The 20,191-nt window shown below is 44.5% G+C and carries 12 protein-coding genes; all 12 read right to left on the bottom strand.

From position 1 onward, the window contains the following. Position 1: 1 nt before the first annotated feature. The 12 genes from B4A24_RS01010 to B4A24_RS01065 are packed head-to-tail and all read right to left on the bottom strand — an operon-like array spanning position 2 to position 20,004. Complete coding sequence (locus B4A24_RS01010) at positions 2-1,423, bottom strand: sialate O-acetylesterase (protein WP_293941500.1); 1,422 nt, start codon at positions 1,421-1,423, stop codon at positions 2-4. 18 nt (positions 1,424-1,441) lie between these two features. Then, a complete protein-coding gene (locus B4A24_RS01015) occupies positions 1,442-3,460 on the bottom strand; it encodes an aceric acid hydrolase (protein ID WP_293941503.1) in 2,019 nt (672 codons plus the stop codon). Between the two features lie 7 nt (positions 3,461-3,467). Further along, positions 3,468-6,869: a glycosyl hydrolase gene (locus B4A24_RS01020; protein ID WP_293941505.1), complete on the bottom strand. Its 3,402-nt coding sequence runs from the start codon at positions 6,867-6,869 to the stop codon at positions 3,468-3,470. Further along, positions 6,866-10,201 (bottom strand): glycoside hydrolase family 2 TIM barrel-domain containing protein, encoded by a 3,336-nt coding sequence (locus B4A24_RS01025; RefSeq protein WP_293941508.1) that lies wholly within the window; start codon positions 10,199-10,201, stop codon positions 6,866-6,868. The genes B4A24_RS01020 and B4A24_RS01025 overlap by 4 nt, the downstream gene beginning before the upstream one ends. Next, positions 10,179-12,410 carry a trehalase family glycosidase gene (locus B4A24_RS01030; RefSeq protein ID WP_312399406.1) on the bottom strand — a complete coding sequence of 744 codons (2,232 nt, stop codon included), beginning with the start codon at positions 12,408-12,410 and terminating at the stop codon, positions 10,179-10,181. The genes B4A24_RS01025 and B4A24_RS01030 overlap by 23 nt, the downstream gene beginning before the upstream one ends. A 60-nt stretch (positions 12,411-12,470) precedes the next feature. After that, the gene (gene fucP / locus B4A24_RS01035) at positions 12,471-13,766 is read right to left on the bottom strand and encodes an L-fucose:H+ symporter permease (protein WP_293941511.1); all 1,296 of its coding nucleotides are present in this window, start codon (positions 13,764-13,766) and stop codon (positions 12,471-12,473) included. Between the two features lie 11 nt (positions 13,767-13,777). Beyond that, on the bottom strand, positions 13,778-14,230 hold the full coding sequence (locus B4A24_RS01040; protein WP_104383832.1) for a MaoC/PaaZ C-terminal domain-containing protein: 453 nt from the start codon (positions 14,228-14,230) through the stop codon (positions 13,778-13,780). Between the two features lie 36 nt (positions 14,231-14,266). After that, positions 14,267-15,340: a Gfo/Idh/MocA family protein gene (locus B4A24_RS01045; RefSeq protein ID WP_293941516.1), complete on the bottom strand. Its 1,074-nt coding sequence runs from the start codon at positions 15,338-15,340 to the stop codon at positions 14,267-14,269. Continuing rightward, a complete protein-coding gene (locus tag B4A24_RS01050; protein WP_293941519.1) occupies positions 15,337-16,560 on the bottom strand; it encodes an extracellular solute-binding protein in 1,224 nt (407 codons plus the stop codon). The genes B4A24_RS01045 and B4A24_RS01050 overlap by 4 nt, the downstream gene beginning before the upstream one ends. Then, entirely contained in the window at positions 16,553-17,695 is a 1,143-nt protein-coding gene (locus B4A24_RS01055; protein ID WP_293941522.1) for a CaiB/BaiF CoA transferase family protein, read from the bottom strand. Before B4A24_RS01055 ends, B4A24_RS01050 begins: the two co-directional genes overlap by 8 nt. A gap of 1 nt (position 17,696) precedes the next feature. After that, complete coding sequence (locus tag B4A24_RS01060; protein WP_293941525.1) at positions 17,697-18,848, bottom strand: CaiB/BaiF CoA transferase family protein; 1,152 nt, start codon at positions 18,846-18,848, stop codon at positions 17,697-17,699. After that, positions 18,841-20,004, bottom strand: coding sequence for an ABC transporter substrate-binding protein (locus B4A24_RS01065; protein WP_293941528.1), 1,164 nt, complete (start codon positions 20,002-20,004; stop codon positions 18,841-18,843). Before B4A24_RS01065 ends, B4A24_RS01060 begins: the two co-directional genes overlap by 8 nt. Between the last annotated feature and the right edge of the window lie 187 nt (positions 20,005-20,191).

The raw sequence follows: 20,191 nt of genomic DNA on the forward strand, positions 1-20,191 counted from the left end.
TTTACCAATCGTCTGTACGGAAAGAACTTAAGGGCAGGCCATTGACACCGAACACATCTCCGACAACGAAATCTTTAAATGCATAACGAACAGCCACCGGCTCCTCAACTTTGAGCGACGCTACAACAATGGTCTTTCCTTTCAAAACAGCATCCGCAAGATAAAAAACCTGATCTTTACCCGCAATTTCAAAAGTCTTTATTTCTTTACCATATGATGTCAGCCCCAGCGGTGCATCCTTAAATGAGAGGACCGCAGTATTGCCTTTAATTTCCAACTTTTCATAAACAGGACTTTTGAGATTTAGTGAAGCAAAACCGTAGCTATCGTGCAGAGCCAGATAGGCCAGTCGCTCGCCACTTTGTTGTTTATGTGATGGATGGATGCAATTTTGTTCAGCCAAATCCATGGTAACCGCCATAGCGGAATGCGGGATTTTATCCAATGATTTACGCTGTGCATCGCGCAGATAAGCCGAATTGTATTTATCACCTACATGATAAGGCGGTAATGAAGCGTAATCAAATGGTGCAATTTGCGTAAAATAAAAAGGAAGTTCATGATTTCCCCATAGCGCACGGTACTTTTCGACCATCCGTGGAAACAACACTCCATACTGATCCGGACGTTCGTAGTTGGACTCACCTTGGTACCAAATGATACCACGAATGCCGTAACCGGCAATGGGATGAATCATACCATTGTATAACATGGTCGGCACGCGGTTTTTATCTTTCAAGCCTTCCTCTTGTTTTGGGATCTGTATATCTTTCTGATCCGCCAGCCAAGATTCCTCCATCCAGGCTTCGATGTTTGAACCGCCATAGCTGCTATGAATCAAACCGACTGGCACACCCAAGGTTTTGCGCAATTGTCGACCGAAATAATAGGCCGTTGCACTAAAACTGACAACAGACTGTGGCTCTGTTTTTTTCCAAACACTTGGTTTGCTATCCGATGCAGGCTGCAACAAAGGATTGCGGGGAACGGTATAGATACGCAATTGATCGTCTTTGGAATTCATCATTGCTTCTGTACTGCCGAGGATGGGTTGCCCAGGATAGCCTTTCAAAGGCATTTCCATATTCGACTGACCTGAACATAACCAAACTTCGCCAATTAGAATATCGTGCAGTTCAATCACATTTTTTTCTGAGACCTTGATCTGATAAGCTCCACCTGCTGCTGGTGTTTGCACTACAATTTTCCATTGGCCAAGCTTGTCCACTTTCGCTTGATATTTCTGCCCATTCCAGGAGGTCTGTAAGGTTACTGTTGTCTGGGGGTCAGCCCAGCCCCAGACAGGGACTTTACTTTGTTGCTGCAGCACCATCCCATCGGTAAAGAGAGCCGATAAACGTACTTTCGCCTGGCTACTCAATTGGGCCAACAGTAACACGATCGCAAAAAAACAAGTTTTCATCGTCATAAATTTATCGCTTTAAAAAACTGGCATCCAAACGCTCATATCACCAAATGTACGGTTTCCCCAAGAAAAATAAGGTACTAAACGTACAGGGATAGTTTCAGGCTTTCTATCGGAAGTTTTACGGTATAGTGAATTCCACTTCTTGCTATCTGTACGATAGGCTTTTCCTTCCAACAAGACAATATCCTGTCCCAAGATATTTTCATTTCTCAGCGCGAACTGTTCGCCATGTTTCATTTTCAGATCAAAGATATTGACATCCGCAGCTACATCCTGCTTTTCCAGACAGTAAACCACAGGCCCCCGCATGACCGCAACCTGATTGCGGGTTTCCTCGACCAGTGGATTTGACTCCATCAAAGAAACTGTCATCGGTAATCTAATTTCGATGCGATCACCTTTTTTAAGTGCTCCTGCTAAAAGGGCATAGCCTTTCTCGATCGGTACTTCTACTTTTACCTTATTTTTCCATATTTCTGCCTTTCCAGCCCAACCCGGTACCCGTAGTTTCAAAGTATAATCGGAAGGAAACTCTTTTAAGGTGAAGATGGCGGTTCCTTCCCATGGGTAGCTGGATTCTTGTACAATGTTGATATGTTTGCCTTGGTATGTTGTATTCAATTCATTTCCGCCATACAGGTTGACCGCAACAGCATCTGTGGATAGTCCGTAAGCATAGTTGGCTACTTCTGCAATAGTACGAACGATATTGGGTGGACAGCAATTAGATAATGAGATATAAGGAACCCGCTTTTTAGACCAGCGCTGCTGGAATGGAAGATCGGATGAATAACTCAATGGATTGGTATACAAAAATTTGTCGCCATCTAAACTAATCCCTGACAGTACACTATTATAGAGCGCCAGTTCCAATACATCGATGTATTTTGCATCGCCCGTGAAATTAGCCATGCGCCAATTCCACAACATATTGCCAATATTTGCACAGCTTTCATTGTGCGCAGTTAAGTTGGGTAATTGATAATCCCGCCCAAATGCCTGATGGATTTTCTGTACCTCACTGGGATTATAGGAAGTTCCGTCAGGTGAGGTACCATCATACAGCGATCCCAGACCACCGGTAATGTACATCTTATGCTTAGTGACGTCATCCCAAATTTCAAAAAGGCGGTTGCTCAATGTGGTATCTGCAATCTCGGCACATAAGTCGGCAACTCCTGCATAGAGATAGCTTGCCCGCACGGCATGTCCCGTGGCTTTATGCTGCTTGCGGAATGGGATACGGTCCTGATTGTCGTCAGTACCATCCTCAATCTCACCTTTAATATCGATCAAGTGCTTGGCAAGTTCAAGGTATTTTTTGTCTTTGGTTGTCCGATAAAGTTCTACAGTACCCATATAATGAGAGGGACAGATTGCGTTTCGGGCCAAGGTCGGATTGGATTTTTTATAAAATCCATACAGGTAGTCAGCTGCTTTGATTGCGATATCCAACAACTCGCGTTGTCCGGTCGCCCGATAATGTATACATCCTGCAGTCATCAAATGCCCGATATTATAGGATTCAAAGCTTAGCCGATCTTGAAACTCAATATTTTGTCCCGATCGCTGCTGGTCAATTGTCGCCTTGGTATAAATATAGCCATCGGCACGTTGCGCTTTGCGGATAACGGGAATAACTTCATCTAGCATGTGAAGCAGCTTTTTATCTTTTGTCTGTGCATAGATTGCGCAGACAGCTTCCAATGTTTTGTAAAAATCGCCGTCATGAAAGGATGGCCCTGTATGTTCTCCTTTTTCCAAACCTGCCGCAATTTCGAAATTCCGATAGGCGTGACTGATGGAAGCATCTGTATAAACGTGCCAGAGTTGTGGCACCATCTGCTCATAGCATGACTTTGTACGATCGGCCCAAAAACCTTTGGTCCATTGCACATCCCCCATATCGACCGCCTGCTGAACGGCATAAGGGCTTGTACCGGTATTTGTAATAGACTTTTCCTGGGCCTGGACCTGCCAGCCCGTCGCGAAGAAGAGCCCCAGGATCATTAGTTTGTGCTTCGTATTCATGATTTCTTTATTTTGCATCTAGCCATAGTAATTCAACTTTCCCCTGCAAGCCCGAAGGCAGCAAGCCTTTTAGAAACTTGTCCGATGCCGTCGTTTTTATTTTCTTTTCTGCAGCGGGCTTTTCTTTTTCGTACAGCAAGCGATTGCCCCAGGTGTTGTACACTTTCACCCTGATCTTGTTATCACCTTGCCGGATAAAATCAGTCACATCGATCTGATAAGGTTTGGTCCAGACAACACCGGCAGACTGTTCATTGACAAAAATTTCAGCCATGGATTCGATCTCCGAAAATTCCAAATAAGCACGCTGTTTTTTACCAATTGCATGAACACGCAACGTTGTCTCATAGCTTCCAGAGCCAGCATGGTATTTAGTTTCATTGTCTGTACTGCTTGTCCAAAACTGAGGTTCCTGCTGTTTAAGCGTTTGCTTGTTGTGCAGGCCATCAGCCGTGAATGACCAAGGTTCTGTCAAGGCTGTTTTCCCGAATAACTGATAGGTTGGTACATCAATCTTTTTATCAGTGGTCAACACAAAGCTGGATTGGTAGGCTTCAAATGACAAGTCAACAACTGTCCTATCCTTGATCACATTGAACGGTAGAACCGCTAGTTTGTCGCTTACTGGATCGTAACGGTATGCATATCGGTCTTTTGTCCGTAAAGACAAAATCGCTCTTTGCCTTAGGCTGTCTTGATTGGCCACAAAAAACAAATGGCCGCCAGCGAAATGGCGATGGTTCCAGGAAATATGCGGATTATCCCCTTCGTTGATCAGCACATCCGGAGCGATATTTATTGGACTAAAATCTTTGGCTTCATAGTGTCCAACAAGCACTCGCCCTTTTCCGAGTTGTTTAACTTGTAATGTTGTATTTGTGAATGGCGCGAGGTTGCTAAATAATTCTTCAAGCAAACTGCGATACTGTTGTACTTTTTCATCCGTCAATTTGCCCCGCCAGGTCTGTGGTATATCTTGAAAAAGCACCGTAGCCCCTTGATTGACAAGACTCCTGATGCGATCTAAGGTACGAAGGGAATATTGGCTACCATTCGGATTTAATGCTGTTTCTCCAGGCATCACAAGTAAAGAGTAAGCAATATGATTCGCAAAAATCACCTTACCATCCTGTACCCTCGTCTGGTTCCAAAGCGCATCGGGATTGAAGGAATCGTAGGCATAGCCGCGTAGCGGATCAACCCAATCTTCGGGCCTATACATATTGGCTCCTGTGGTCACGCCCGCTACTTTCTGCATCGGTAAGCCGACATTGGCCAACAGAGAATCTGTTCGATGTACACGTGCATCACCGATAATACCAGGCAACACATCGACCAAAGCACTTGGGAGCAAGGATCTTCGAGGGATCTCTTCGCCAATAAACACAGCTACATCACGTACGGGTACCCCGTGTTGTAAGAGCTGTTGTGCCCGGATTGCATAATTCACCCATTCTTTACCGGGTTTCCACCAGGTTTGATCGCGCTGAAAATAGGTTCCAATACCATCCATGGTCATACCAGGTTTGCGGTCCATCCAGGGATTATGCACATACACATGGTAGACTAGGTTGTTGATTCCCAAGGCATAATTTCTATCCTGAAGACTTTTCAGGAGTCGTGGATGTTCATCCCATTGAGCCCGAATCTGGGTAAAGGCTTCGGACATAGTCACCTGTTTGCCATAAATATGGCTTCCAGAAATGGCATCCAGGATATCAGCAGGTTTATCGTGCGAAGGGCTTCTAAGCCAAAACTCGCCCATCGGACGATCGGTTGAAGCAAAATGGGCTAGCCCGTCACCGACCATCACAGGAGCCGTAGCTTCGGCCGTAAATTCGACGCCGTATTCATCCGCTTTCTGACGTAATGTAGCATAGCCTTTCTCCTGCAACAGCTCACTGATGGTCTGTCTGTAATCTTGCAAAAAGGCTTCGGAATCTTCTACACTATTGACAAAACAACCCGCCAAAACAGGAAGATAGTCGGTCAAGTCATAACCTCGACGTTTCAAAAACTCGTTTGGAAAACTTCGGGTCCAGTTTTGACTGCCACATTCCCAAGAATCAATATGAAATACCGTGAGGACTTCTTTAGATAACTGCGGATCTACATGCTTTTTAGCTGCCCCAAACCACTGGTCAAATTGAAAAGCGACAGTAGCCGCATCGAGTTTATCACACTCTAAGCCTTTACCAGCACCTGCAGTCTCGTTTTTATGTCCTGTGGAGGTATGTCCAACACGCAATATTTTCCACTTTCCTGCCGGTAATGTCAGGTCGACACGACCTGCTTGGTCGGGACTGGGCAAACGGATGAGCTGTTGCTGTCCGACAATAGCGTGTTTGGCTACGGCGCTTGGTTCAGAGTTTTTTCCTACACGCCAGATTTCCCCTGTCTTTCCTTCGATCTGATTGACCTGCGCTTCTTCAAACAGACTGATGCCGTTTAACTTTAGCGAAGGCTTCCATTTACCGGAGTCGAGGTCTTCGGCTCCAGGTTCACTGCCCACGGGATCGTAGACAAAACGGAAATATTTTGCTCTGGTATAGGGAATCAGGTGGGTGACGCCATTGTCCCAGTCCAACCAGCCCATTCTTGGGGATTCTAATTGTGTAATCTTCCGAAAATTTAGGCCATCATCGCTAGCCCAAACTTGCAAACGGTTCGCTTGGTAGTTAGATGCTGTCCAGTCAATTTTCAATGAATTGCAAGGGAAGGGTTGATCAAATGCATACTGTATCCAACCGGACGCAGCTGTTGCAAAATTTTGTTTATTCCCTCTTTCAGCCAATCGTTTTAGATCTTCGTCATAGCTATTGGATACGTGGACCTTCTCCGTAAAGCTCTTTCGCGGCGAATGTGTCAGTGGTATCGCAAATAAGGCGATATCCTCGTAATAGCCTTGTTGGGTTTGTGGTTGTGGCAATTGAACATTGCGTAGCCGCTCCCCCTTGCTATCAATTACGGTATCGGCATGCACGACTTTCTGCATCGACTTCTCGGGACTGATCCATGGTCCCCCCGCGGTTGCAAATCCATCATTGGGCAATAAAGCTATTTTTACTCCGTATTTTTTTGCTTCACGGACGATATATTTGAACATATCCCACCATGCTGGTGTCAACGTCTCTGTCGGCGGATCGAAAAGAGGCGGATTGGTTTTGCCCTTGATCGGTGCTAGATAGGCTCCTGCGATCTTATTTTCTGCCATCGCTTTCAGATCCGCAGTAATCCCTTCCTTGGAATAGCTGGCATGCATAAAGTACCAAAATACCCAAGGTTTTGCCTGTTCAAATGAATGTTGATCCAAAGGAACTAATGCCGTTGGAATACCTTTAATCTGTGCATTGCCGCTCAAATAGCCAAAAAGAAGACTTGTCCCTAATAGCAACTTAATCCTCGTCATATCTTATCTTGTAAATTAGATTTTACAAAATCCTTGATCGATTGCTTCAAATCCGTCGGAATCAAATAAAAGGAATAGTTGTAGTCTTTTGCCGGAATTTGATATTTTTCCAACGGTTGCGATACATCTGTCCAAGTATCATTTCCGCCAATACCCATCTGTTTTAAGTCGACATTTAAGGTAATCTTATCTTCTTTCTTCAATTTAAACCAGTGTTTTGCTTCGACGATTGCTTTTTGTGAATAAGGCCAGGCACTCATATACAGCGGCTGCTCGCCGACAACCAAGAGACCAGCATTTTTATTTTGGAGGTGCATCCAACGAACATCCATCCGATTTCCGTTCTCCTGCGGATAAAGATAGTGTTCCATGAATTGATCGATGTTCATGTGATAAACACCGAGATCAAAACCATAGGCACGATCAGGGTAGTTTTCCATTGGCCCTAGGCCATAATATTGGATATCTTCAAATGTAGGATTGATCCCCATTTGAAGACCGACTTTCGGGATATTGGGGAGTCCAGCCTTCACCTGCAACTGGTAGTTTACTGACACAATACCTGGATTTTTCACGATATAGAGCACTTTTACTCGCGCAGAATCACCTGGTAGCGCATACAATGCCTCTACTTCGTAATCTTGATCTTTCGCTTGTGCGGTTACTGACACTAATTTTGGAGCGCTGTACCAGTATTTTAGTTTTTTATCTGGTTTCCAGCCCCGGCGGTCATTGTCCGTACCCGGGCGTGTAAAGCTTGGCCGAATTGCATCTTTGATCATTTCCTGTCCCTTGTAATTAAACGCAGTCAAACTTCCAGTCGATTTGTCAAAGCTAACCTGAAAAGCTTTGCCTGCGATCTGATACTTATCAGCAGTTTCTGTCTTGATCAATTTAACTCCTTTGTATGATAAAGGTCGCAGGACATTGGATTGTTCCCGCAATCGAACCTGCGATGAGGAGACTACAAATCCTGCTGGTCCCCATGCTGTCGCTTCCCGTAAACGAAATTGAATATCGAGCTGATATTCCTGATCTGCGGCACGCTTGAAAGGTAAATATTTGTCAAAGTTTACCTGTGCAGAATCGCCTGCGGCCAGATTCATGGCCGATATAGGCACTTCTTTTACCAGCAGCCCATTTCTGCGGAATAATAAGACAGCATCATAATGATTTAGGTTGAGCACCGCTGATCTATTTTTGACTTGTACCGTGGTCTTTTCTGGATCAACCAAAGTGATCTCTGCAGGCTGATAGATTCGTTTATTCTCATACATCGCCGCTTTTGGTCGCCCCCAGGCATCGGTGATACCATTCAAGCTAAAAGCGCCATTGTGTACTTTTTCGCCAAAATCACCACCATAGGCCAATACTTTACCGTAAACAGAATCCTTACGGATCAATGCCTGATCTTTGTAATCCCAGATAAATCCACCGATCAAACGTGGGTTGGAACGAAATATGTCCCAAAAATCGCGAATATTTCCGGTCGAGTTACCCATAGAATGGGTATATTCAACAAAGAGAATCGGCCGATTATCACCATTATTTTGATTTAGCAAGAGCGCGGGCGTGAAAATGCCCGGATAAAACCGCGACACGATATCGACATAATATTGGTCCTTTATATTCTGAATCCGGTGCGAGTGATCGTTGGATTTTGGATAACGTGGATCCGAAGGATCGATATAACCCGGTAGTTGGTGGCTTCCCATTGCCGGCTCGTAATGTACAGGACGTGTGATGTCGAAATCATGGATCCAGGCGGCCATAGCGGCTGTATTCGGACCTCTTCCAGATTCATTGCCCAACGACCAGATGATAATGGAAGGATGATTCTTGTCCCGTTCCACCATGCGTGTGACACGTTCCTGAAGTGCCGCCAGCCAGGCGGGATCGTTCATGAGTTTTCCACCAAGTCCATGGGTCTCCATATTAGCTTCATCCATCACCATAATACCATAACGGTCACAGAGCTCATAGATGTAGGGATCATTCGGATAGTGAGAAGTCCGGATGGCATTGAAATTAAATTGTTTGATCTGGCGAATATCCGCTTCCATATCTTCCCGTGTCAGTGCCTTCCCGCGTTCGGGATGGTGATCATGACGGTTGACACCATAGAGGTAGGTCGTTTTACCATTGATCAGGAGTTTGCTATCGTTTGGAGAGAAAGCGATGCTCCGAAACCCTACTTGACAGGTCTTCGCTTCGAGCAAACGATTTTCTTTGTCGTAAAGCGTCAGTACCAAACGGTAGAGATTAGGTTCTTCGGGCGACCATTTTTTTGGACTCCGGATCGTTGTTTCTAACAGGCCAAATTTGACATTATCCAATCTCGGATAGATCTCATCAAAGATGGTTGAAGCCTCTTTTTCCAATGGCTTTGCCAAAATAGGCTGATTGTTGCTATCGTAAAGCTGTGCTTTCAGCTTGTAGCCACTGATGCTATCGCCCGAAAAATTATCGATTTTTGGACGAATGGAGAATTTGGCATCTTGATAAGCGGCATCTAATGTTGCTTGCCAATGAAAATCAGCGATGCGCACTTTTGGCTCGGCCATCAAAAAAACCTCCCGATGAATACCGCTCATACGCCAATGGTCCTGATCTTCGAGGTAAGATGCATCACTCCAACGCAAGACTTGGATAGAGATGCGATTTTTACCTTTTTTAAGATAGGGTGTGGCATTAAATTCAGATGGCAAGCAGGAGTCTTCCGCATAACCTACGTATTTGTCATTAATCCACAACTGATAAGCTGAGATAACACCGCCAAAGTGTAAGGTAATGTTCATTCCATCCCATGATTCGGGCAATTCGAATGTTTTTTGATAAGACCCCACACCATTATAGTCTTTGGGAATGCGCGGTGGATCAATTGGGCTAAATGGATAGACTGCCGAACGGTAAATGGGAATATCATAGCCTTTCATCTCCCAATTGGAAGGCACTTGGATTTTGTCCCAGCCTTTGACTTCGGATAAATGAAAATCTTTAGGTGCTTCAGCCGGTTTAAAGGCAAATTTAAAATCCCATTCGCCATTTAAAAAGAGCATTCGTTTATTGCTCGTCCGGTCATTCTTCAAAGCTTCTTCCACTGTCGCATAGGAATAGCCCGTCGCACGTGAGGGATCCCGATTGATCGATGTAATCATCGGATTTTCCCATGGTGCAGCGATTTGTCCATTCGGCACTGGCGGGATGACCGCCGGTTTTCCGTCGACCGTTTGCGCCTGTACCGAAATTGCTGACAATGACAACAACAGGGCAACACTCAGCTTGGATACGACTATTTTTTTATATAACCTAGTATTTGTAATCGACTTCATATGCTATTCCTTTTTCCAAAACGAGCTCATAGTCGTTTCCTGAGATATGTTTTACTTGACCTTGTTTCACATGTGGAACAACCTTGCTCCGCAGTTTTAATGTCCCCGATCCAACAGGTGATTTTACCTTGATTTTGTTTTTCGACACGTAAAGTTCAATCTCACCCTCTGGTGTTGGTATTTTTCCCTCCATCCACGCTAAGGACGCCAAATAGGGCTTGATTTCATACTGCGAATAACCCGCAGCCGTTGGTTGTACACCGAGATAATACTTGCCCAGCAAATAGATCGGGCTTGCTCCCCACGAATGACAAAGGCTCTTACCAAAATCTCTTCCATACATCGCATAGTGTTCGGCTCCTTTTTTCGCTGGATTAAATTCTTCCCAGAAGGTCGTCGCACCGAGTTTTAGCATACCGCCCCAATAGTCTTTCATTTCTTTCATCACATAGTCCTTTTCGCCAAGTTCACACAAAGCTTCAAGTTCGTAGTAACGCATATAAGGTGTGGTAATCTGTTGTACCTGATCATTTAACAAGACATTAGCTTTCACGCCTGCCTGTTGCTGTTCGTTCAGATAATTAAAGAAAATCGCAAACATATTGCTGTAGCGTGTCACGTTATCGGTTTGCTTACCATCAATACGACTATGTGCAAAGGCTTTTTTCTGATCGTTCCAATAATAGGCAAATAGCTTATCTTTGAGTTGTTGAGCTTCTTGTTGATAGTGTTGGTTGTCTTTCGGCTCACCAACCAAATCGGCACACATCGCCATGGTTTCGAGACTGCGGCACAGCAATAATTGTTCAAAGCTCACTTCCCCTTGCTTGCTGAGACCTTCGGCCCAGTCAATAAATACCCAATCGCCAGCTAAACCTTTCATCAAACCATCGCTATTTCTTCTATCCAAACAAAACTGCATCAGACTTTTCATACGTGGATAGATGCCTGCTATAAATTCCTTATCACCGGTATAACGGTAATAATCTGCGATACTCAAAAACCAATAGAAGGTATAATCCATAATGGTGTTGATATGGCTGATTGTAGGCTCTTTACCCCGTAACGCTAAAATAGTTCTTTTGACGGCTTCGGAATCAAAACCCAAATAGTAATTCATGGCATACGATTGATAGGCGTCACCACTCCAGATCCACCGATCACGTTTGATGCCATCAATAAAAAACTCACGTGTGGTTAGTTCCATGGTATATTTAGCAACATCCCATATCTTGTTTAATTCATTATCGGAACTATGAAAGAATCCGCGATCTTCAACTGGTAAGTATTCATATTCCATGGATATTTGATCAAACTTTACCGATCCTTCGGGTTCTAAATAAACAAAGCGGAAGGCTTTGGATAGATCGAGTGTACTATCTTGTGGTTGTTGGTTGTGTACCTCAAGTAAATCGATGGTCTCACTGGTTTTCGTCGAAAGTGCTTCCTCTCGGGATTCGCCATAATAGATGTTCAGGCGACCTGTCCCCACCAGCTTATGCAGGGTAAGAAAACCAAATGTGTTTTTCCCGAAATCGACCAAGATACCATTGCCTTGTTTTTCTTGCGAAAGCGCTTGTTGTAGTTTCACGGGCAATTTAAACGTGGATGGTCGAGCGGTTGGTCCGTTAAAGTTCCATTTACCGGCCTTAACATAGGTTGTTCCAGATTGATCAGACGCCTTACCTGTCTCATCAATCCATTCCTTATCTTCATAGGTTGCGTTCCAATCACTATCTGTCGTTACGTTTTTCCCTGCAACATACAGCGCGGGAACATTTCCTTGATTGTAAACTTTAATATTGATTTTTTGCTTTCCCTTTTGAAGCTGCACTTTAGTAGGTGCCCCTGGAAGCATTTTCCCATTGATCTTGACATTATATTTGCCTTCGGCATAGATACTGATTTCTTCATCAGCAGGCAAATCAAATTCTTTACTGAACTCGACAAGAACATAGTGGCTATCCATCTTCCAAAACGGTGGAAAGAAGGTTCCTCTGTCCGTACGACGATTTTGCATGTTGTTGCTCAACCACACTTCATAATCTCCAGGATACCAGATCCAGGTACTTGCCTGTTGTGCAAATGCTGTCGTTGCTGCAATTAAACAACCTACAATTAAAATAATTTTATTCATATTCGAATCATTGTTAATCAATTCACTAACACCAAAACCAACGTTAACTTCGGCGATATACGTGTTTTTCACTAGTAAAACACGCGCTATATTTTTTTCACTTGCTCACTCAAATACACGGTGAGACACAACTTAGGCTTTTGCCGGTTTATATCCTTTCAGTGCAAACCATAAAATAACAAGATAACAGACCAAAGGTACACTATAACCAATCTGCGTATTATCATGCAGCGCATCAATAATATTTCCGGTCACAAAGGGGAATACGGCTCCACCGACAATTGACATAATCAACCAAGAAGAGGCTTGTTTCGTCTCGTTTCCGAGTCCAGCAATACCCAAAGAAAAAATCGTAGGAAACATAATTGACATAAAGAAACCAAGTCCACCTAGCGCATACAAGATGACCATACCTGTCCCCGAAATGGCTACAGTTGCCAATATAGCGCAACAAACGGCATAAATAGCCAATAAACGCTGGGCTGTCGTATAACGCAACAATAGGGTACCGACGAAACGTCCGCCCATAAAGAGCAAACCATATACACCTAGGAAATACCCCGCAGTCTTCTCATCGACACCGGCTCCCTGCTGTGCCATACGAATAAAAAAACTGGTCACACAAACCTGCGCTCCAACATAGAAAAACTGCGCGATTACAGAAAAACTCAAATGCTTATGTCGAAGTACTGCAAATAAACCAGACTTTTGCGCCTGCTCTCCTTCCGTCTTTTCATCTTGAATTTCAGGCAGTTTAACAAACAAAAAGACTAGTGCTACGACTAACAAGATTAAACCTAATATTAAATAAGGCATTTTTACGGAAGACGCTTCATGAAGCAGATACGCTAACCGATTGCTCTCCGTCATAGCCGCCAGTTCCGTTTCTGAATAGCTCGTACCCGACAAAATAAAGGTGGTACCTACAACTGGAGCAACCATTGCCGCCAATCCATTAAAGGAGGCCGCCAAATTAAGCCGATGTGTTGCTGCTTCGGGCTTACCCAAAACTGCAGCATAAGGATTAGCCGCTGTTTCCAATAAGGCTAGTCCACAACCAATAATAAATAATGCCAGCAAGAAGAGCTCATACATACGGTGATCTGCCGCAGGGATAAATAGAAATGCACCGACGGAGAAAGTAACCAATCCTATAATAATAGACAGTTTATACCCCCATTTGCGCAAAACATAACCAGCCGGCAGTGCCATAATGAAATAAGCGAAGAAAACTGAAGTATCAACCAGTGCCGACTGGCTATTATTCAACTGACAGGCTTTTTTCAAATGCGGGATCAGAACGCCATTTAAATTATGGGCCATACCCCATAAAAAAAACAGACTGACAATCAGAATAAACGGAAGCAGATACCCCTTAGTAGAAGCTGCCCCGGTTAACTTGATCGGTGTTTTTGTACCAATTTCCATGTGATGATAGGTTAAATTGAAACTTCCTTGCGTTTTGCCAATAGGATATGGTCTGCGACCAACACCACCACACCATGTTGATTGATAATTTCAACATGCTCAACTACGGTACCGAATTCAGGCTTTTTTGCATCGGATTTTTCAGAAATAGTCACCTCAGCGTGGATGGTATCGCCAATAAATACGGGCTTGACAAAACGAAGGCGATCGTAGCCTTTGGAAAATGCTTCCGGATTAATGACTGAGGCCGTCAGTCCGATACCAATCGCAAAGATCATTGTTCCGTGCGCAATACGTTGTCCAAAAGGTTGGGTCTTGCACCATTCCGCATCGAGGTGATGGGGGAAGAAATCACCTGTATGTCCGGCATGAACAACAAAATCTGTTTCGGTAATCGTGCGGCCCAATGTTGTCCGTTTATCGTTTAATATATAATCTTCAAAAAAAATAGATTCGAAATGCATAATTTAATTTATTGTTGGTTTTAAGGCTTTGTTTCTTTATCCTTTTGCTATCGGTTGCCCCCCTTGAGCACTGCTTTGATAAGCAGCCTCTACGACGGCCATGGTATGGATTACATCTTCAACCGCAGCCGGTAATACCGCTATTTCACCCAGTTTAAAACGCATCAAGCTACCCATGCTGCCGATGAAAGCATCGGGAAACCAAGTTCCCTCGATCGGGTAAGCCACCCATTCCGGTTGGCTGCCATCTGTTGGCTTGATACAATATTCAAACACATCGGATACCCCATTCGGATAATCCATCAGCAAACCCATCGTCGCTTTGATAGCCCCCTTGGTACCTTCCCATTTGATATAGCTTTCCTCATGCTTTGGCCCAAATTCATGGTCATGATTGGTATTTACAACAGCGTGTAGTGTGTCTCCATAATCAAATAGCAAGGTGGTCCTGCTGGATGATAAGGCTTTGGCCGGGTGCTTTAATGTTTTTGCATACACCGACTGCGGATTGCCCAAAAATGAGCGGATCAAATCGATATAATGAACACTGTGGTACAGAATTTCTAAGCGTGGATGTACCATCACATGCGGAAAAAGCTGCCAAGGTGTATGTACCGATACCCGTACTTCCATATCATACAGTTCACCGATATGGCCTTGGTCGATCAACCAGCGTGCGGCATTGACAAAGGGTGCCTGACGAAGCTGACAGTTGATCGCAGCAACCAAGCCCTTGCGTTGACAGACTTCTAATATCGCCTGACTATCCGCATAATAATCACCCATTGGCTTCTGAATCAATACAGCCGCGCCATGAGGCAATGCCTCCAAGGTTTCGATAAATTTATTAGGCATAATGGTTACATCATAAACCGCATTTTCGGGAGCCTGTGCGACGGCATCTTCCACCGTATCGTAAACATGGGGAATACCAAATTCTACTGCCAGTGCTTCTGCTTTCGCCTTTGTACGATTGACAATACCATGCACATGAAAGCCTGCTTTACGATAAGCCGGGAGATGCGCATCTTTCACTATACCACCTGCGCCTATAATAATAATCGGCAAAGCAGTCTGGGGTAAAATCGTTTTATAAGGGATATCTATCATAACCATGCATTTATTTTTTCCTGTGCTTTTGTTAATAAAGAAAGACTACTTTCTTCGGTCTTAATCGCAGCAATTACAGTATCATCGATGATATGTGCAATCTGCGGCCAGTTGGCCAAGCGCGGTAATGTACGTGCAGTATCGTGCAATTCAGCCAGTTTATTATAAAAGGGTATCATCTGATTGATTTCGGAATCATACCAGGTGGAGTAACGACAGCCTACTCCTCCTTCGACAGTGAGCAACTTATCTTGTTGGCGTCCGACTGCAAAACGTATAAAGTCATAAGCTAACTGCTTATGACGACTACCTTCTGGAATTGCATACAACCAATACACATTTAATGAGGGGGACATCCCCCCTTCTGCTGAAGGAATAGCTGCTACATCTACCTTACCTTTTACGGCCGAGGCGGTATCAATCTGTGCCCAGGATGCAAAACCAAACCAATTGACCATCATAGCGACTTCACCCCGCGCAAAGGCAGCACCAGCCTGCACCGATTCATAATTGGCCGATTCGGGATGCAATCCGCTATCCTTCATAAATAAACTACGATAGAAATCCAATGCATCTACAGCCAATGGCTGATCCAACTGAACTGGTACGTCGCCTTGCTGCAAATCTCCACCGCGGGACCAAAGTTGAATACAGAAATCAAATACCGCATTATGCCCATCCGGGTAGCCTGCAAACACTGTCCCGTACAAGTTATCTTCAGGCCGCGTAAAAAATGCTGCAACAGTCAAAAAATCAGCCCAGGTTTTTGGAATTGCCAAAGGTTTTCCGTGGCGTACCTGAAAACGCATCTGTTCTTGCGAATCTTCGAATAAATCTTTTCGAATAACCAGGCATTCGGGACCATCATGAAAAGGCAAACCAAATATTTGCTCGTCAAAACGCTGTAAAGCTTGTAAGCTTTCTGGCCAAGCCCCTTTCAGGTCTTCCGGTGGATTTTGTACGATCATACTATCCAGTGCCGACAAACCCTCGGTTTCATAGGCACGTGCAACCCAATCGGTATTGATGTGAATGATATCCCAATCGCCATTATTAAGGCCTTTCTTTTCAAAGAAAGCTGCTGTTAATTCCTCTAAATCCAGCGGAACAAACTCCATCTCCACATCCGATGGATATACCTCCTGATAAGCTGCCCAACATTTCTCCATGGCACGCTCAAAGGGTTCAAATTTCCGGACAGCAAAACGTAACTTATCCATACAGTTCCTCCAATATTTTAGCTGTGTGCTCACCAAGTTTGGGCGAACCTTTTGCGGCGGTCAACCGCTCGCCATCGATGCGAATGGGACAACGGGTGGTCTCATAACGGAAGCCATCGCCCATCGTTACTTGCTGTAGCATGTCTAATATTTTAAAAGCATTATGTTCGGTCAGACGACGCCAATCCAAGACATCGGCGCACCAGATATCCGCTGCTTCCAGTATCTCCAGCCAATGTCCGGTACCTGCTGTCGTCAGGTGCTCGGCTAAAATGGCCTTAATGTTATCTCTCTCCCGAAAAGCTTGCTCTCCGTCAGCAAAACCTTCTAATGACTTGCAATTCAATAGTTTACCAAGAAAAGGAATGGAGCCCATCGCAAGGGCCAGAAAACCATCCTGCGTACGATACACCCCATAAGGTGCTGCCAAATATGCATGTGCATTGCTCACTTCGCTACGTTGTGGCAACAATTTGCCATCACGAAAATAGGTTGTGACGGCCTCAAATTGTATATCCACAGCAGAATCCAACATGCTGACATGAACATTCGCTCCTATCCCTTGCATCGCTCGACGGTACAGGCAGGCCAATACGGCACTACATAGATTGGATCCGGCAAACATGTCCACAACGGAAAGTCCCATGGCTACTGGACCATTATTTGCATCGCCACTCAACCAAGTCATCCCGGTAAGCGATTGCAATAATAAATCCTGGCCAGGCCGCTTCACCCAGGGTCCTTCTTTTCCATATCCCGAGATCTCTCCATAAATCACCGTCGGATTGATCTCTCGGACACCTGCATAGTCAAAGCCCAAACGTTCCATGACACCCGGACGAAAATTGTGCAACACCACATCTGCCCGCGCGATTAAATCACGTATAATCTGTTTGTCGGATTCGCTTTTCAAATCCAACACCATACTTTCTTTATTCCGATTAATGGCATGAAACACTGTTGAAGTACCATTCAATATCGTATTAGAGGTATATAATTGCCTGCAAATATCACCCGTCTCTGGTTTTTCTATTTTTATAACCCGCGCGCCTAAGTCAGCTAGCCGTAAACTTGCTAATGGGCCGGATAAAAATTGACTAAAGTCGACTACGGTATAACCTGCTAGTGGTAACATATTAATTTTCTAAATAATCGTGAACAATTGATGCCGTATGCTGGCCCACTTTTGGTGCAGGTTTATCCGCATATAAACGCTTTCCATCGATCTGGTACACGCTACGGGTGGTGGTCAGTGCGGTGCCATCTTGTAAAGTGACTTCCTGCAGCATTCCTGCCTCCTTAAAACCCTGCTCCTCAAAAAAACGATGATAATCGTTGACTGCACCACACCAGATCCCTTCGGATTCCAAACGGGATATCCACTCGCACGTTGTCTTTTGACACAATACAGCAGCAAATTCTTGAAGTATTTCATCACGTCGTGAAAACCAGGTTGCAGCGTCTTGATAGGACTGTCCAGACAAGCCTATGGTTTCTGCAATATGCCCTACATTGCCCATGGCCAAGGCTAGATAGCCATCAAGGGTTTTGTAGAGTCCATAAGGCGCACTTAAATAAGCATGGCCAGCTCCTCTAACCGTCGACCGATGAGGCAGCTTGCGGCCATCGTTGACATGTGTGGTCAGCATTTCAAACTGCATATCCAACACAGATTCAAGCAAGCTGACTTCAACAAGAGCTCCCTGTTGGGTACGGGCACGTTTCAACAATGCCGCCAATATACCTTGTGTCAGATGTGTGGCACAGTACATATCCACCACGGCCAATCCAAAAGGAACCGGCCCATCCTGCGCACAGCCCGATAACCAGGAAAGTCCCGACAGCGATTGCACGAGTAAATCCTGCCCTGGCTTTTTAGCCCATGGCCCTTCATTGCCGTAGCCAGTTACCGTGGCATAGATCATTTTTGGGTTAATTTTCTGCACGCTCTCATAATCCAAACCGATCTTTTCCATGACACCGGGGCGGAAGTTATGTGTCATTACATCTGCCTGGCGGATTAATTTTTTAATATTTTCCAGATCATTTTCATCTTTCAAATTGGCTGCATACGATTCTTTATTTCTGTTGATGGTATGAAAGACCAGGCTACTCTCATCTACAAAAATATTTTTAATCGCAATCTGCCGCCCCCCTTCGCCAGCCCCCGGACGTTCAATTTTGACGACTCGTGCACCGAGATCCGCCAAACGCAGACCTGCTGTTGGTCCAGCCATAAACTGTGAAAACTCGAGGACCAAAAGTCCTTCCAGTGGTTTATTATCCATGGTCTTCTTTATCCACTAATGATTCCCGATACATCGCATTCATCTTGTCCAAAACTGCCTTTTCGTCGCCTCCATCCCTTAGATAATCAACCACGATATCACCAGCATGATCCTGAAAATAAAGATGGCCATCATAACGCGGACGCAAATAAGCCCGATCTAATGCGGGTAGTGTATTGCTGAAATAATTGGCCGTAGCGGCATTTACCTGCTCATTTTTCCAGGCACGTAAATGTCCAGGCTGGCCGCCATTTTCGACATATAGCGTTTCCTGAACTTCCGGTGTCGCGACAAATCGTGCATAATCCATGGCCACATCAATATGCTTGCCCTGTGAGGATACTGCCAGCCCCGCTCCACCAAGTGTGCTGATCATAGGCGTACCATTTAATGACACTAAATCATGAAAATGCAACACCTTACGTGCATAACCTGCCCGAGCGTAATTCGAATAACCATAGGCAAATGGACAGTAAGCAATTTCATCACGCTGAGTCATTTCTTCAAACACCTTAAATGGATTTTTATTATAAAATCCGGCATCCAGTTCATCCGCAAGTGATTTGAATAATTTTAAGACCTTTATTCCAACTGCGTCGCTGATTACTTTTTCGTTACCTTGGCAAGGTTCTTCACCCAAAGAACAACAAAGACCGTAAAAGTGCATCAAGGAATCAATCGGTAACAGCGAAAATCCGACTTTTCCAGTTTTTGCTAGCGCTAAAACATCTTCAAATGTACGTGGAAGTGCCACTTGCAAGGCCTGTAAAAGATCCGGACGACTTGCAGCCACCGGTGTTGCAGCATCCGTAGCCAATGCCCATTGCTTTCCAAGAAAGTTATAGCTTTCATGGGATTTCCCAACACTATTAGCACGCTGATCGGCCAAAAAATCTGCGGATAGGTAATCATCAAATGCAGCGAGCATCCCCTTCGCGGCAGCATGTCCCGTCCATGGATGGTCAATGACCAATAGATCGTATTCCTTTGCCAAATCTGTCACTGACTTATCAGCAAATTCCTGTAAAGTCCGTTTTGTCCAAACAATTTCAACATCTGGACATAATTCTTCATAACGCTGCGCAGTCGCGACCATTGGCACAAAGCCTCTGGTATGCCCCCAGGTAATCCCTTTTAACTGGATTTTCTCTGTCATTGTGTATTCATTTATTATTTTATGTTGTCTTGTCGAAAAACAGAACAACTGTATCTATCATCTTATTATCAAGGTCTATTTACCTATACCGCCTTTAAAATGGCAAAATATAGCATTGGAGCCACGGCTATTTTATCCTATTTCGTTTCGCTATTCAGGCCTGATAATATAGCCTAAGCGGAACAGT

The sequence above is a fragment of the Sphingobacterium sp. UBA7249 genome, from assembly GCF_002472835.1.
In the GTDB taxonomy this organism is placed as follows: domain Bacteria; phylum Bacteroidota; class Bacteroidia; order Sphingobacteriales; family Sphingobacteriaceae; genus Sphingobacterium; species Sphingobacterium prati.